The following is a 15979-nucleotide window of genomic DNA, read 5'->3' as shown; positions in this document are numbered from 1 at the left end:
CCGGTGGCCCGGGATCGTGCCCTCCCGCCGACGGAGAGCCCCGCCCCGGGCCACGGCCGGCCGCTCGTCAGCCGTCGCGTGAACGGCGTCCGCCGGCCCGCCGGCCCGCGGCGGCCGACCGGCTCGGCCGGGCGGTCCGGGCGGTCCGGGCCTCGGCGGCCGCGTCGAGCGCGACGGCCAGCGGGGTCGCGGTGAAGACCGTGGAGGCCGTCCCGACCAGGATGCCGATGAGCAGCGCGAGGGCGAAGTCGGTGAGCGACCCGCCGCCCAGCAGGGCCAGCGCCGTCAGGATGAAGAGCGCGCCCATCCCGGTGTTGACCGTGCGCGGGATGGTCTGCAGGACGGCGGCGTTCGCGTGCGCGGCGAACGACCCGCCCCGGCCGGACGCCCGCAGCTCGCGCAGCCGGTCGAAGACGACGACCGAGTCGTTGACCGAGTAGCCGATGACGGTGAGCAGGGCGGCCAGGAAGATCCCGTCGATCGGGCGGCCCAACCAGGCGAAGGCACCGACGAGGAGAAGGGCGTCCTGGGCCAGGGTGAGGACGGCGGCGGTGGCGTAGGTCCAGCGGAACCGCACGGCCAGGTAGCCGAGTTGCGCCGTCAGGGCCACCCCGAGGGCGACCAGCGCGGCGGTGCGGATCTCCTCGCCCAGGCTGGGGCCGACCATCTCGTCCCGGACGATCTCCGTCTCGCCGCCCAGGTCACTGACGACCTCGCCGACCCCGGCCGCCTCCGCGTCGGACAGCTGGCCGGTGCGCACCGTGAGATCGCCGTCCGCGCTGGCGTGCACGACCGCCCGGGGCAGCCCCGCCCCGTCCAGCGCCGCCCTGGCCTCCTCGGCGTCGACCGGCCGCTCCGTGGTGTACTCGATCATCCGCCCGCCGGTGAACTCGACGCCCAGGTCCAGCCCCCGGACGCCGATGCCGACGGCGGCCAGCACCACGGCCACCCCGGAGAGCAGCAGCCACCAGCGGCGGTGCCGCATCAGCCGTGGTTCGCGGCGGTCCAGCCAGGAGCGGACCCGGCCGCGGGTGGCGACGCCGGACCGGCCGGGCCGCAGCCGGGAGCCCCGGCGGTCGATGGTGAGGCCGACGAGGGTCCGGGTGATGACCAGGGCGCTGAACATGGAGGCGAGCACCCCCAGCCCCAGCGTCACGCCGAAGCCGCGCACCGGCCCCGAGGCGAGGAAGAACAGCAGGGCGGCGGCGATCAGCGTGGTGATGTTGGTGTCGGCGATGGCGCCGAGGGCCCTGCGGAAGCCGGTGGCCAGGGCGGCCCTCACGGTGGTCCGGTGCCGGGCGGCGTACTCCTCGCGGGCGCGTTCGAAGACCAGCACGTTGGCGTCCACCGCCATGCCGATGGCCAGCGCGAACCCGGCGAGGCCGGGCAGGGTCAGGGTGGCGCCCAGGGCCACCAGCGCCGCGTAGGAGATCAGGGCGTAGCAGGCCAGGGCGAGGGTCGCGAGCACACCGAGCAGCCGGTACACCACGACGATGAACACGGCGGTGAGTGCGGCGCCGATCAGTGCGGCCCGGGCGCTGGCGTCGATGGCCTGGGCACCCAGGGTCGGGCCGATCGTGCGGTGTTCGAGGGGCTCCACCGGCACGGGCAGGGCGCCGCCGCTGATCAGCAGCTCCAGTTCGCGGGCGTCGGCGGCGGTGAACTCGCCGGTGATCTGGGTGCTGCCGCCGGTGATTCCGACGCCGCAGGACACGGAGGGGTCCATCTGGGGGGCGGAGATCACCTCGTCGTCCAGCACGATCGCCACCCGGCGGGCCGGGTCGCCGGGGGCGGCGCAGGCGGCCCGGCCGGTCAGGTCGCCCCAGGCCGCCTCGCCGGCGCCGGTGAAGTCGACGGTGACGGACCAGCCCAGGCCCTGTCGGGTGTCCAGCCGGGCCTCGGCGCCGGCCACGTCGGCGCCGGTCGACTCCGCCGGACCGAGTCGCAGGGGCTGGCCACTCTCATCGGGGAGCACCAGCTCCCCCGCCCCGGCCTGGTCTCGCTGCGTCCCCTCCGAAGTCCCCTCCGAAGCCTCGGCCGTGCCCAGGACGGGGTGGAAGGTGATCTGGGCGGTGCGGCCCAGCACGTCACGGGCCTCCTCCGGGTCCCGCACGCCGGGCAGTTCGACGATGATCCGGTTCTCGCCGGACCGGGTGAGGGTGGGTTCGGTCACGCCGAGCGCGTCGACGCGGTGGCGGAGTACCGCGAGGGTTCGGTCGGTGGCCGCCGCGTCCGCCTCGACGGTGTCGGTGTCCTGCGTCCGCAGGACGATCTGGGTGCCGCCGCGCAGGTCGAGACCGAGACGCGGGGGGACGAGAAGGGCGACACAGGCGGACAGGACGAGCACGGTCAGTGAGAGGGCGCAGCGCACCCGGGTGGCACGGGTCAAGGAGGGCTCCAGCAGGCATGCCGCGGCGCACGCTGGCGGACGCCGCGTGTGGACAGGGGTCGGGGTCAGGCGCCTGCGGGCGGGGCGCGGCCGGTGAGCGGCGCGCTGTACGGGGGGTGGGCGACGGCGGGCGCGGCCCGCCGGGGCTCCGCGGCCGCCAGGAACTCCGCCGGCAGCGCCGCGGAGGCGGCCGTGACGAGCGGCTGGGCGTGCGGGTCGGCGACGGTCGCCGACTGGGGGCGGGGCGGCTTGATCGCGTCGGGCCGGGCGGTGTCCCGGGTGTCCTCGGCGCGGTCGACGGCGTTCGCCACCGCGAGCGCGCCGGCCGGGGATGTGCCGGCGGCGGCCGGCGGCCCAAGCAGCAGGCAGACCACGGCCAGCAGCAGAAGCGTCAGCGCGGCGCGCCTGCGGGCCCGGGCCGTGCTCTCGGGACGGCCGGGGGCCGCGACGGGCCACGGGGGCATGGCGGCCTCCTCACGGCTTCCGGGCGGCAACGCTCAGACGAGTGGCCGGCGGCTCAGGGGGCGATCAGACCGGCGCGGTCAGCGTACCGGGCCAGCCCCGGCCGACTCCTCGGGCCCGGTTGGCGCAGCGGGGCAGGCCGGCGTCGGCCCACGGACTCGCCGCTGATCATCCCCGCGCCGCCATCCCACCGAACGATGTGACCGCGATCACTCTCCCCACCCGAAATAACCGGGGACTCCCTCTCCGTTGAGATCTCCGTCCGGGCAACCGGGGATTGTCTCCCCGGTTTGTTGAAAGCCGCACCATCCGGTGCCGCGTGCTGGAGGAGCCTCGTGGAGACCACCACCGTCAAGGGCGCCATGTGCCCGCCGTTGCGCGCCGACGCGGCGCGCAACCGGCAGCGCATCGTCCTCGCGGCCCGGGAGGCGATCGTCGAGTACGGGCCCGAGGTCGCACTGGACGAAATCGCTCGACGGGCCGGGGTCGGGAATGCCACTCTCTACCGGCACTTCCCCAACCGGCGGTCGCTGCTGCTCCAGGTGCTGATCCACGTCAACGACCGGATCACGGAGCGGGCCCAACAGGCTCTGGAGGCCGAGCATGATCCGTTCGAGGCGCTGAGCCGGCTCGTTCTCGACTCGGCCGAGGAACGCGTCGGGGGCCTCTGCCGACTGCTCGGCTTCGGCATCGACCACGCCGATCCCGCGCTGCTCGCCAGCCGGGACCGGGCGCTTGCGGTCACCGAGGAGCTGCTCGGGCGAGCCCACGCCTCCGGACAGCTCCGCCCGGACGTCGGCACCGGCGACCTGCTGGTCGCCGTCAGCCGACTCACCACCTCCGTCCCTGGCACCACCTGCGGCGACGACACCGTGCTGGCCCGCCGCCACCTGCAGATCTTCCTGGACGGTCTCCGCACCCCGCCGCGCAGCCAACTGCCCGGCTCCAAAACGCACTTGGCGGATCTCAAGGAAGAGCCCCGCTGATCCACCCCTGGTGACCCGCACTCAGCGCTGAGTTCGGCGGCACCGCCAAGTCTCTCCTACCGGACGTCCACGGCACCGGGCAGTACGCCGCGGGCTCGCCAGTCGATCCCGCGTTCGCCCACCGTCCCTCCGGCTTCGCCCTCTTCGCTATGAGGTAACCCACCCATGTCATCCGTGAACGCCACCGTGCGGGAGACGCCGACCGGCGCCGACCCGAGGCGCTGGCAAGCCCTCTTCTTCATCGCCCTGGCCCAGTTGATGGTCGTGCTCGACGGCACGATCGTGAACATCGCCCTGCCCACCGCCCAGGAGGACCTGGGCATCTCGGCGGGCAACCGCCAGTGGGTGATCACCGCCTACGCCCTGGCCTTCGGCGGTCTGCTGCTCTTCGGCGGCCGGATCTCCGACCTCTGGGGACGGCAGCGCACCTTCGTGCTGGGCCTGATCGGCTTCGCGCTGGCCTCCGCCCTCGGCGGCGCGGCCCAGAACGAGCTGATGATGTTCGGCGCGCGGGCGCTCCAGGGCGTCTTCGGCGCCCTGCTGGCCCCGGCCGCCCTGTCGCTGCTGACCGTGATGTTCACCGACGCCAAGGAACGGGCCAAGGCGTTCGGCGTCTTCGGCGCGATCGCCGGCGCCGGCGCCGCCGTCGGCCTGCTGCTCGGTGGCGTCCTCACCGAGTACCTGGACTGGCGCTGGACGTTCTACGTGAACGTGCCCTTCGCCGTGGTCGCCGTCATCGGCGCGGTCCTGGTGATCCGCGAGCCCGCGGAGGCCAGGAACCGCTCCACGCTGGACGTCCCCGGCGTGCTCCTGGCCACGCTCGGCCTGGTCGCGCTCGTCTACGGCTTCAGCCGCGCCGAGCACGAGGACTGGACCGAGACGTGGACCGTCGCGAGCTTCGTGGCCTCCGCCGTGCTGCTGGTCGCCTTCGTGATAGTCGAGTCGCGGGTCTCCTCTCCGCTGCTCCCGCTCCGTGTGGTCACCGACCGCAACCGGGGCGGCACGTATCTGGCCTTCGCGTTCTCGGTGATCGCGATGTTCGGCCTCTTCCTGTTCCTGACGCTGTACCTCCAGGTGATCAGGGGCTACACCCCGGTGGAGACCGGCCTCGCCTTCCTGCCGATGGTGTTCGGCATGGTGATCGGCTCCACCCAGATCGCCCCCCGGCTGACCTCGAAGGTGCCGCCCAGGTTCCTGATGGGCCCGGGCCTGCTGGTCGCCGCGCTGGGCATGCTCTGGCTGACCCAGCTGGAGATCGACTCCTCCTACGCGACGGTGATCCTGCCGGCCCAGGTGCTGCTGGGGCTCGGCATGGGCACCTCCTTCATGGCCGGGATGAGCCTGGCGACCTCCGGGGTCCGCGCCACCGACGCCGGGGTGGCCTCGGCCATGGTGAACACCGCGCAGCAGATCGGTGGCGCCATCGGCACCGCGCTGCTGAACACCATCGCGGCCAGCGCCAGCAGCAGCTACCTCGCCTCCCGGATCGGCGGCGCCTCGGACGAGGCCGCCCAGCTGCGGCTCGCCATGGAGTCCGAGGTGCACGGCTACAGCACCGCGATCTGGTGGGGCTTCGGCATCGTGGCCCTGGGCGCGCTGCTCGCCTTCGTGCTGATCAACGCCGGAAGGAGCGTCAGCCCGGGCGCCTCCGCCGACGGGGAGGCGGAAGCGCCGATCCCGGTGCTGGCGCACTGACGCCAGCGCCACCTCCGGCTCGGGGGCCGGCCCCGTCACCGGACCCCGACGCCCCCGGATGCGCGGCCCCCACGGCCCACCGGCCGTGGGGGCCCGGCCGTGTCCCGGCTCCGGTTGCCGATCCGGCGCGGCGAGCGGCACCGTGGAAGAGCCGGTGGCTCCGAACGCGCGCCGACGCTTCGGAGCCGCCAGGCCATCCGCCCTCGCCCCGCACGCTCGGTCCGCCTTCGTCACCCAGCGTCGGCCAGCGCGGCGGCCGGCGCTTCGCCACGGCGGAGAGCCTCGCCGCGCGCAGGGAGGCGTCGATGGGACATTTATCGAATGTCTACCGCCAGCGGCCAGGCTGGTCCCATGTCCGGAGACCAACAGGGCAACGGACGCTGGTTCGGACCGGCGGACGTTCTCACCAACATCCAACTGCTGCGCCTGGCCGACCAGGCCAGCGCCGCGCTGCGCCGCCTCGGGGTGACGGCCCGGGATCCGGTCGCCGTGCAACTGCCCATGTGTCTGGAGTCGGTGGTGATCACGCTCGCCTGTCTGACGGTCGGCGCCCAGCGACTCACGCTGCCGATCGACGACCAACGGGACTTCGTCCGCACCCGCCTCAACGACAGCGGGGCCCGGGTGGTGATCTGCGCCGACTCCTGCGAGGCCGACGGGCAGGTGCACCCCACCAAAGCGGCCATGGACCGCACCCTCACCGCCTGCCCCGCGGTCCGGACCGTCCTGGTCGTCCGCCAGCTGGCCCGCCCCGTGCCCTGGCACCCGGGCCGTGACCGCTGGTGGCACGAGGAGCTGGGGCCCGGATCCTCGCCACCACGGCCTTATCCTGGCCACATGACCGACCAGCACCGTCCGGAACCCGGCCGGGCCGTCGACCGGCTCGTCTTCGACGACCCGCTGTCCGGCCGCTCCGGGGACGACAGCGACCGCGGCTGGGGCGACAGCCCGGCGGAGGACGCCACCGAGGGAAATCTGGTGCGGCTGCTCGACGAGCGCCCCCCGCACCACATCTGAGCCGCTCCACCGCCCGCGGGAAGCCCCCGCCACCAGAGGTCTCGGGGCAGGGGCCGCGCGGCGTGGGGAGGGCCGGAGGGCTACTCCTCGTCGGCCAAGTCCGAGCCGTCCCCGGAACCCGCCGGGGCAGGGCCGCCGCCCTCGCCCGGCGCCGACCGCTGGGCCGCGACCAGGCCCGGCGAGCCCGTGCTCGCCGCCCGCAGGGCGACCAACTCGTCGCGGATCTGCGCCAGCAGCTCCACATCCGTCAGAGCCGCCGCCTCCGCCGGCTCCTTCGCCTTGCGCCGCTCCAGATAGCGGGTCATGGGCAGGATCATCAGGAAGTAGACCACCGCGGCGGTGATCAGGAAGGTCAGCGAGGCGCTGAGCACCGCACCCCAGCTGATCGTGACGCCGTCGCCCTGGGCGCAGGCCCCACGCAGGCAGAGCTGGTAGGCGTCCAGGTTCTGGGTGCCGAAGGCGCCGACGAGCGGGCTGATGACCCCGTCGACCACCGCGTTCACGATGTTGGTGAACGCGGCGCCGATGACGACGGCGACCGCCAGCTCCACCACGTTCCCCCGCATCAGGAAGCCGCGGAAGCCATCCAGCACATTCCGCGCCCCCGTCAGCACTCGACTGCCGGTCCGTTCTTCCTGGTTCACCGTCGTGCCTCTCTCCCGCACCGCGCGGCCGTCGTGCGTTGAGCGGCCCGTGCGGTCTCCTCGAATCGTGCCGGCCACCGTGCCCCAGGCACCGGGAGGCTGTCCAATCCAGAATCCGGCGGAACACAACCCTCACCACCGGGCCACCGCCAGCCGGAAACCCGCCGCCGCGCCCGTCAGCTCGGCCGCCGTCGCGGCGTCGACGGAGACCACCAGCTGCCCACCGAGCCCCTCGACCCCACCGGCGGAACCCGCCGCACGTCCCGGCTCCGGCACCTCGGCCACCCGCACCCCACTGGCCACCAGCCGCGCCGCTCCAGCGCCCGAGGGGGCCGGCTCGCCGACCGCCCCCGCGGCGTAGACATCGACCCGGTCTCCCGGCTCCAGGAGCCGGACCGACGCCGGGTCGGCGATGCGCAGCGGCAGCGCGACCGTCCGCTCCTCGGCCGCCTCAGCCGGCGGCCCGGCCGTGCCGTCCGGCGCCGAGGCGCCACCGCCCGCGCCATCGCTGACCAGGGCTTCCGCCTCGGGCTCGGGGGGCTCGGCGCCAGGCGCCCAGAGCAGCGACAGGGCCGCGACGCCCACCGCAGCGGCGCCGGCCAGCAGCCGCCCCCGGCGCCCGGGCCGCCAGCGCGACCGGCGGCCGGCACGCGGCCGGATCGGCGCGAAGGACGGCACCCCCAGCGGCCCGCCACCCGCCGCGCCCGCCGGCCCACGAGGGCCGGGCGCCGCCGGCGCGCGGGCCGCCGAGCGGCCAGGCGCGGCGGGCCGGCCGGCCCGCCGGAGCGACCGCCCGGCCGGGGAGATCCGAGGTGTTTCCGAGGATGTGAAGTGGCTCATGGCGCCACCCTGCCCGCCCCACGCGAACCGCGCTGAGCCCTGTGGACAACCCCGGGCCTGTGGAAAACCCGATCACCCGAACGAGGGACACCAGGGCGGCCGCCGGGGTGGCGTCACCCGCCTCCCGCGCACCGACCCGACCGCCGAACGGCCGTCACCGGCAAGGCGGTTGGGCGAACAGCCCGTGCGACGAGGCGGACCCCGACGGACATCAAGACAGCGCCACCAGCAACTGAAGCCGGCGTGGAAACAACGGGACGTGAGACGCGGAGCCGGCGCCGGAAACGGCGCCGACGCGCACAAAAAAGCCGCCGTGAGAAACAGCGCCGACGCACACGTGGCGGGCGTGGGAAGCAGCGCGGACATACCGCGGCACGCGTCAAGCGCCCCACGCGTGAAACGCCCCACGCGTGAAGCGCCCCACGCGTGGAGGAGACCAGGCGCGCAGGCAGGCGCGCGTAGGCGGACCGGGCGTCAGCGCGGCGGACGTCGGGTGAAGGAGGGCGACAGCACCACCGGCGCCCCCCACACCCCCTCGCCTACGGCAGACTGATCCCCGGATCCTGACCGTCGAGGGCCGTGCCGCAGGGGCAGTCGCGCCGTTCCGGCAGCCCGCCCACCACGTCGAAGAGCACGTCCCGCAGCCGGCCGACGTTGCGCCCGAACACCTCAAGCACCTCGGCGTGCGAGACCCCCTCGCCGGCCTCGGCCCCCGCGTCCAGGTCGGTGACCAGCGCCAGCGAGGTGTAGCAGAGCTCCAGCTCGCGAGCGAGGGCGGCCTCGGGGTGTCCGGTCATGCCGACCACCGACCAGCCGAGCGCCGCGTGCCAGCGGGACTCGGCGCGGGTGGAGAAACGGGGCCCCTCGATGACGCACATGGTGCCGCCGTCGACGGCGTCCCAGTCCCGGCCGCGCGCGGCGTCGATCGCCACCCGGCGGCCGGCCGGGCAGTACGGGTCGGCCAGCGAGACGTGCACCACCCGGGAGCGTTGCCCGTCCGGCCGGGTCTCGCCGTCGTAGAAGGTGCCGATCCGGCTCCTGGTGCGGTCGACCAGCTGGTCGGGCACCAGCAGGGTGCCGGGGCCGTACTCGGGGCGCAGCCCGCCGACCGCGCACGGGCCGAGCACCTGCCTGACCCCCACCGAGCGCAGCGCCCAGAGGTTGGCCCGGTAGTTGATCCGGGCGGGCGGCAGCTCGTGCCCACGGCCGTGCCGGGGCAGGAAGGCGACCCGTCGCCCGGCGACCTCGCCGAGGAAGAGCGAGTCGCTCGGCGCGCCGTACGGGGTCTCGACGGTGACCTCGACCACATCGTCGAGGAACGAGTAGAAGCCGGAGCCACCGATCACGCCGATCTCGGCGCGGTGCTCCGCGCCGACCGCGGCCGGACTCATGCGGCGGAGGCCGCCTTACCCGCGCTCTTCCCGGACGGGCTGGTGAGGCCGGCGCCGCCCGAGGAGGCCGCCGGCGTCGAGGAGCCGGAGCCACCGGAGCCGGACGAGCCCGACGAGCCAGCGGAGCCGGACGAACCCAAGTCGCTCGACGAGGAGGCGTCGGACGAGCCGGCGGAGCCGGGCTTCCCCGCGCTCTTGCCACCGCTGGCGGCACTGCTGCTCGACGAGGCGTTGCGGCTGTCATTGCGGTAGAAGCCAGAGCCCTTGAAGACGATGCCCACCGCCGAGTAGACCTTCTTCAGCCGCCCCTGGCAGCTGGGGCACTCGGTCAGCGCGTCGTCGGTGAACTTCTGGACCACCTCGAGGCCCTCGTCGCACGCGGTGCACTGGTACTGATAGGTCGGCACGTCTTCCTCCTGGCACTCTGCACTGTGGAGTGCTAACGACGCCCCATCGTGCAACATTCCGGGGTCGGAAGTCCACCGCAGTCGCCTGTGACCCGCCCGTCACGCTCCCCGTAGGCTCACCCCAGTGGCCGTATGTCTATGGTTGCTTCCACCCGCTCAGCTGCCCTGTGAAGGACAGAGATGCCCGCCAAGAAGCCAAGGCGACGCGGTCGTCTGATCGTGATCGCGCTCGTCGTGCTGCTCGTGGCCGGTGTCGGCTACGGCGCCTACTGGAGCGTCTCCACCGTACGCGCCTCCTACCCCCAGGTATCGGGAGAGCTCGCGATCGACGGGCTGACCGCCCCCGTGGCGGTGGAGCGGGACGCCAACGGCATCCCGCAGCTCTACGGTGAGACCGCCGAGGACCTGTTCCGTGCCCAGGGGTACGTGCACGCCCAGGACCGGTTCTGGGAAATGGACGTGCGGCGCCATATGACCGCTGGCCGGCTTTCGGAAATGTTCGGTGAGAGCCAGGTCGAGACCGATGCCTTTCTCCGGACGCTCGGCTGGCACCGGATCGCGCAGGAGGAGTACGACAACGAACTCTCGGAGGAGACCAAGGAGTACCTGGTCGCCTACGCGGACGGCGTGAACGCCTATCTGGACGAGCACAGTGGCGAGGAGATCTCGGTCGAGTACGCCGCGCTGGACTTCGTCAGCGACTATCAGCCCGACGCCTGGGAGCCGGTGGACTCGGTGGCCTGGCTCAAGGCGATGGCCTGGGACCTGCGCGGCAACATGGAGGACGAGATCGATCGGGCTTTCCTGACCGAGCGGTTCACTCCAGAAGAGATCGAAGAGCTTTACCCGGACTACCCCTATGACCGGAACCGCCCGATCGTGACCGAGAACGGCGCGGACATCGATCCCGCCGACGACGGTCTGGGGGACGGCACGGGCACCGGAGACGGGCTGGGAGACGGCACCGGCACCGGAGACGGGCTGGGGGACGGCACGGGCACCGGCGACGGCCTGGGGGACGGCACCGGCGCCCCGCCCGCCGGCGTTGACCAGGCGGCGGACGGCTTCACCACCCAGCTGGGCTCGCTCTCCGACACCCTGGACGAGATCCCGGCGCTGCTGGGCACCAACGGCGCCGGCATCGGCTCCAACTCCTGGGTGGTGCACGGCGACTACACCACGACCGGGATGCCGCTGCTGGCCAACGACCCGCACCTGGCGCCCTCGCTGCCCGGTGTCTGGTACCAGATGGGGCTGCACTGTTCCGAGGTGAGCGAGGAGTGCCCGTTCGACGTCTCCGGCTTCACCTTCTCCGGCATGCCGGGGGTGATCATCGGCCACAACCAGGACATCGCCTGGGGGCTGACCAACCTGGGCGCCGACGTGTCCGATCTCCGACTGGAAAAGCTCGACAACGGTAATTTCCTGCGCGACGGTGAGCAGATTCCTTACGACACGCGGACCGAGGAAATTCGGGTGGCCGGCGGGGAAACTCGGGAGATCACCGTTCGTTCCACCGTCAACGGCCCCATCGTCTCCGACCGGCACGAGGAGTTGGAGGCCGTCGGCGGCAGCGCGCCGGTGGACGCGGGGGCGCCCGACCGGGGCACCGGCTACGCGGTCTCGCTCAACTGGACGGCGCTCGAACCGTCCAACACCATGGACGCCGTCTTCGGGCTGAACGCGGCGAGCAACTGGGACGAGTTCCGCGCCGCCGCCCAGGACTTCGCCGTGCCCTCGCAGAACCTGATCTACGCCGACGTCGAGGGCAACATCGGCTACCAGGCCCCCGGCCAGATCCCGATCCGCGGCGCCGGCGACGGCCGCTACCCGTCGCCCGGCTGGGACTCCTCCTACGACTGGATCGACACCATCCCGCAGGAGGAGCTGCCCTACGAGTTCAACCCCGAGCGCGGCTACATCGTCACCGCCAACCAGTCGGTGATCGGGCCGGACGACTACCCGTACCACCTGACCGAGGACTGGAGTTACGGCACCAGGAGCCAGCGGATCGAGGACCTGATCCAGACCACCATCGAGGACGGCGGCAAGATCTCGATGGGGGACATGCAGGACATCCAGCTGGACAACCACAACGAGATGGCCGAGATCCTCGTGCCGTACCTGCTCGACATCGACGTCCCCGACCCCTACGTCCGGGAGGCCCAGGAGCTGCTGGAGGGCTGGGACTTCAGCCAGGACTCGGACTCCCCCGGCGCCGCCTACTACAACGCGGTCTGGCGCAACCTGCTGCAGCTGGCCTTCGGCAACAAGCTGCCCAAGGAGCTGCGCGTCGAGGACCAGTGCCTGTGGGTCTCCCCGGCCGACGAGTCCGAGCCGATGGAGGACATCGACGGCGGCGAGCGGCTGGTCGAGGAGTGCGGCGAGCGCAGCCCGGAGACGGCGCAGCCGGACGGCGGCGACCGCTGGTTCGAGGTGGTGCGCAACCTGCTGGAGGACCCGGACAGCGAGTGGTGGAGCACGCCGGCCATCCCCCAGGCGGCCGGCGCCGAGGGCCGCGACGAGCTGCTGGCCCGGGCCATGCGGGACGCCCGTTGGGAGCTGACCGCCGAGCTGGGCAAGGACATCGACACCTGGAGCTGGGGCCGCCTGCACCAGCTGATGCTCACCAACCAGACCCTCGGCACCGAGGGCCCCGGGCCCGTCCAGTGGCTGCTCAACCGCGGCCCGTGGAACCTCTCGGGTGGCGCGGACGCGGTGGACGCCACCGGCTGGAACGCGGCCGGCGGGTACGACGTGACGTGGGTGCCCTCGATGCGGATGATCGTCAGCCTGGACAACTTCGACGAGTCGCTCTGGGTCAACCTCACCGGCGCGTCCGGCCACGCCTACCACGCCAACTACACCGACCAGACCGAGCTCTGGGCCAGGGGCGAGTACCTGCCCTGGCCCAGCAGCCAGGAGGCGGTCAGCGAACGGTCGGCCAACACCCTCAACCTGACGCCGGCCGGCGGCGGGGACGAGGGCTGAGCGAGGCCTCGGGCCAGACCTTCGGCCGGTGATCGGGCGTGTGCCGCCCGGTCACCGGCCGAACCGGTGCACGCCCTCCGGGGTGAGCGCGGCGTGCACCGGCCGGTCGTGCGGCTCGCTGGGCAGCCGCTCGACCACCTCGTGGCCGTAGACCAGGGCCACCAGCGCCGGGGCGGCCGCCGACTCGGCGACCCGGGCCAGCGCGCGGTCGTAGGAGCCGCCGCCGCGCCCCATCCGCAGCCCGGCCCCGTCCACCGCGAGGCCCGGGAGCAGCACGGTGTCCGCCCAGGTCACGGCGGACCGGCCGAGCCGGCGGCCGGCCGGCTCCAGCAGCCGGACGCGGCCGGCGTGTTCGGACTCGACCAGCCGGCCGTGGCCGTCGAACTCCGCCCAGTCCAGGTCGTTGTCGGCCAACAGCACCGGCAGCAGCACCCGCACGCCCCGCTCGCGCAGCGTGCGCAACAGCGGCCCGGTGCCCGGTTCACGCCCCACCGAGACATAGGCCGCGACGGTGCCGGCCGCGGCCAGCTCCGGGAGTTCCAGGGCCCGTTCGGCGAGCGTCTCGGCGGCCTGCGCGACCTCGTCGGCGGCCAGCGCGGCCCGGACCGCGAGCAGGTCGCGGCGCAGCTCGCGCTTCCTTCGGGCCGGCTCCGTCAGCACCATCCGGCCGCCCCCGTCGCCACCCAGGTCGCCGGCGTCGCCGCGTCGGTCGCCGCCGGCCGGGGGCAGCCCGCGCCCGGTGCCGCCCGTTCACCACATCGAAGCTTTCGATTCACAACTACCCCTTCCGTCACACCATTCAATAACCCGCACGTAACCAGCAGGCAACCCGCGAGCCAAATCCGTTCACAACACGACGCCTCAGGCATAGGTGTCGGGAACTCCCAGGCCAGGTGGATAAAGTGACCGGCATGACCTCAGCGCGCCCTCGGATCAGTAAGGCTGTCATTCCCGCCGCTGGTCTCGGCACTCGGTTTCTGCCCGCGACCAAGGCCACCCCGAAGGAAATGCTGCCGGTGGTCGACCAGCCGGCGATTCAGTACGTGGTCGAGGAGGCGACCGCGGCCGGCCTGACCGACGTCCTGATGGTCACCGGTCGTAACAAACGACCGTTGGAAGACCATTTCGACCGCAACTACGAGCTGGAGGACGCGCTCCGCCGCAAGGGCGACCACGAGCGGCTCTCCCGGGTCCAGCAGTCCACCGCCCTGGCCACCATGCACTACGTCCGGCAGGGCGACCCCAAGGGCCTCGGCCACGCCGTGCTCTGCGCCGAACCGCACGTCGGTGACCAGCCGTTCGCCGTCCTCCTCGGCGACGACCTGATTGACCCGCGCGACCCCCTGCTGACCGAGATGATCGCGGTCCGCGAGCGGCACGGCGGCAGCGTGATCGCGCTGATGGAGGTCGCCCCCGAGCAGATCCACCTCTACGGCTGCGCCGCCGTGCGGCCGACCGCGGACGGCGTGCTGCGGGTCACCGGCCTGGTGGAGAAGCCCGCCGCGGCCGACGCCCCCAGCTCCTACGCGGTGATCGGGCGCTACGTCCTGGACCCGGTGGTCTTCCGGGTGCTGGCCGAGACCGCCCCCGGCCGCGGCGGCGAGATCCAGATCACCGACGCGCTCCAGGCCATGGCCGCCGACCCGAGCCTGGGCGGCCCGGTGCACGGCGTGGCCTTCAAGGGGCGCCGCTACGACACCGGGGACCGCGCCGACTACCTGCGCTCCATCGTCCGGCTGGCCTGTGAACGCCCGGACCTCGGCCCGGAGTTCCGGTCCTGGCTGCGGTCCTACGTGACCGAGGAGTTGCCGCACCTTGACTGAGCCAAGCCCGCCGAACGGGCCCGGCCCCGACGGCCTGTGGTCCGTCGACGCGCACCTGGCCGACGTGCTCGCCGTCGTGCGCCCGCTGGAGCCCATCGAGCTGCCGCTGCTGGACGCCCAGGGCTGCGTGCTCACCGAGGACGTCACCGTGCCCGGCGCGCTGCCCCCGTTCGACAACAGTTCCATGGACGGCTACGCGGTGCGGGCGGCCGACGTGCACGGCGCCTCGGCCGCCTACCCGGCCGTGCTCACCGTGCTCGGCGACGTGGCGGCCGGCAGCGGCAGCCTGCCGACCGTCCGGCCCGGCACGGCGGCGCGCGTCATGACCGGCGCGCCGCTGCCGCCGGGCGCCGAGGCCGTGGTGCCCGTGGAGTGGACGGACGGCGGCGCGGGCGGCGGCCCGGCGGTCGACATGACCGGGCCGGCCGGGCCCGAGGTCCGGGTGCACCGGCCGGCGGCGCCCGGCCAGTTCGTGCGCGCCCGGGGCAGCGACGCCGCGCTGGGCGCGGTCGCGCTCACCGCCGGCGCCGTGCTGGGCCCGCCCCAGCTCGGCCTGCTGGCCGCCCTCGGCCGGGCCACGGTGCCGGTGCGCCCGCGGCCGCGCGTCGCCGTGCTCTCCACCGGCAGCGAACTGGTGGCGCCCGGCGTCCCGTTGGGCCCCGGCCAGATCCATGACTCGAACGGCTTCCTGCTGGCCGCCGCCGCCCGCCAGGCGGGGGCGGTCGCCCACCGGGTCGCCGCCGTGGCCGACGATCCGGGCACCCTGCGCGCCACCCTTGAGGACCAGCTGGCCGGCGCCGACCTGGTGGTGACCAGCGGCGGCGTGAGCGTCGGCGCCTACGACGTGGTCAAGGCCGCGTTGACGGACCTGGACCCGGAGGTGGGCTCGGTCGCGTTCCGCCGGCTGGCCATGCAGCCGGGCAAGCCGCAGGGCTTCGGGCTGCTCGGCCGGGCCCGCGCCCCGCTCTTCGCGCTCCCGGGGAACCCGGTCTCCGCCTATGTGTCGTTCGAGCTGTTCGTGCGGCCCGCGCTGCGGGCGCTGGCCGGCCGTCCGGCCACCGAGCTGCACCGGCCGCGGACCGTCGCCCGGCTGGTCGGCGACGCGCCGCTGCGCTCCCCCGAGGGGCGCCGGCAGTTCCTGCGGGGGCGGTACACGCCGCCGGCCGACGGCGCCGCGCTCGGCACGGTGCGGCCGGTGGGCGCCGCCGACTCGCACCTGGTGGCCGCCCTGGCCCGGGCCGACGCGCTGATCGAGATCCCGGAGGCCGTCACCGAGGCGTCCCCCGGCGGGGAGTTCGCGGTGGTGCTGCTGGGGTGACGGAGGAGTACCGTAA

General features: G+C 73.7%; 13 protein-coding genes. 6 read left to right on the top strand and 7 right to left on the bottom strand.

The genetic code is table 11. The annotated features are described in order from the left end of the window. Positions 1-67: 67 nt before the first annotated feature. Both secD and RM844_RS18440 read right to left on the bottom strand, forming a co-directional pair. A complete protein-coding gene (gene secD / locus RM844_RS18445; RefSeq protein WP_311668353.1) occupies positions 68-2389 on the bottom strand; it encodes a protein translocase subunit SecD in 2322 nt (773 codons plus the stop codon). A gap of 65 nt (positions 2390-2454) precedes the next feature. Continuing rightward, complete coding sequence (locus tag RM844_RS18440; RefSeq protein WP_311668352.1) at positions 2455-2853, bottom strand: hypothetical protein; 399 nt, start codon at positions 2851-2853, stop codon at positions 2455-2457. Between the two features lie 333 nt (positions 2854-3186). On the opposite strand from RM844_RS18440, the gene RM844_RS18435 reads away from it, so the two are divergent. The 3 genes from RM844_RS18435 to RM844_RS18425 all read left to right on the top strand — a co-directional run bounded on the left by RM844_RS18435 (position 3187) and on the right by RM844_RS18425 (position 6549). After that, entirely contained in the window at positions 3187-3837 is a 651-nt protein-coding gene (locus tag RM844_RS18435) for a TetR/AcrR family transcriptional regulator (protein ID WP_311668351.1), read from the top strand. Positions 3838-4002: 165 nt separating this feature from the next. Beyond that, entirely contained in the window at positions 4003-5532 is a 1530-nt protein-coding gene (locus RM844_RS18430; protein WP_311668350.1) for an MFS transporter, read from the top strand. 351 nt (positions 5533-5883) lie between these two features. Further along, positions 5884-6549 carry an AMP-binding protein gene (locus RM844_RS18425; protein ID WP_311668349.1) on the top strand — a complete coding sequence of 222 codons (666 nt, stop codon included), beginning with the start codon at positions 5884-5886 and terminating at the stop codon, positions 6547-6549. A gap of 80 nt (positions 6550-6629) precedes the next feature. On the opposite strand, the gene mscL is transcribed toward RM844_RS18425, so the two are convergent. From mscL to RM844_RS18405, 4 genes are all read right to left on the bottom strand, one after another. Continuing rightward, positions 6630-7193, bottom strand: a complete 564-nt coding sequence (gene mscL / locus RM844_RS18420) for a large conductance mechanosensitive channel protein MscL (RefSeq protein WP_311668348.1) — start codon at positions 7191-7193, stop codon at positions 6630-6632. A 132-nt stretch (positions 7194-7325) separates the two neighbouring features. Further along, positions 7326-8033: a hypothetical protein gene (locus RM844_RS18415; protein WP_311668347.1), complete on the bottom strand. Its 708-nt coding sequence runs from the start codon at positions 8031-8033 to the stop codon at positions 7326-7328. A 539-nt stretch (positions 8034-8572) separates the two neighbouring features. Further along, positions 8573-9424 (bottom strand): S-methyl-5'-thioadenosine phosphorylase, encoded by an 852-nt coding sequence (locus RM844_RS18410; protein ID WP_311668346.1) that lies wholly within the window; start codon positions 9422-9424, stop codon positions 8573-8575. Continuing rightward, complete coding sequence (locus RM844_RS18405; RefSeq protein WP_311668345.1) at positions 9421-9831, bottom strand: FmdB family zinc ribbon protein; 411 nt, start codon at positions 9829-9831, stop codon at positions 9421-9423. The genes RM844_RS18410 and RM844_RS18405 overlap by 4 nt, the downstream gene beginning before the upstream one ends. A gap of 180 nt (positions 9832-10011) precedes the next feature. Between RM844_RS18405 and RM844_RS18400 the strand changes: the two genes are divergently transcribed. Beyond that, positions 10012-12822 (top strand): penicillin acylase family protein, encoded by a 2811-nt coding sequence (locus RM844_RS18400; RefSeq protein ID WP_311668344.1) that lies wholly within the window; start codon positions 10012-10014, stop codon positions 12820-12822. 51 nt (positions 12823-12873) lie between these two features. Here RM844_RS18400 and RM844_RS18395 read toward each other — a convergent pair whose 3' ends face one another. Beyond that, a complete protein-coding gene (locus tag RM844_RS18395) occupies positions 12874-13485 on the bottom strand; it encodes a 5-formyltetrahydrofolate cyclo-ligase (RefSeq protein WP_311668343.1) in 612 nt (203 codons plus the stop codon). Positions 13486-13733: 248 nt separating this feature from the next. Between RM844_RS18395 and galU the strand changes: the two genes are divergently transcribed. Further along, complete coding sequence (galU, locus tag RM844_RS18390) at positions 13734-14645, top strand: UTP--glucose-1-phosphate uridylyltransferase GalU (RefSeq protein ID WP_311668342.1); 912 nt, start codon at positions 13734-13736, stop codon at positions 14643-14645. Continuing rightward, positions 14638-15963, top strand: a complete 1326-nt coding sequence (gene glp / locus RM844_RS18385) for a molybdotransferase-like divisome protein Glp (protein ID WP_311668341.1) — start codon at positions 14638-14640, stop codon at positions 15961-15963. Before galU ends, glp begins: the two co-directional genes overlap by 8 nt. Positions 15964-15979: the final 16 nt, after the last annotated feature.

Origin of the sequence: Streptomyces chisholmiae, from assembly GCF_031845445.1 — a bacterium.
Taxonomy (GTDB): Bacteria; Actinomycetota; Actinomycetes; order Streptomycetales; family Streptomycetaceae; genus Streptomyces; species Streptomyces chisholmiae.
This window is presented reverse-complemented; position numbering and strand designations above follow the sequence as displayed.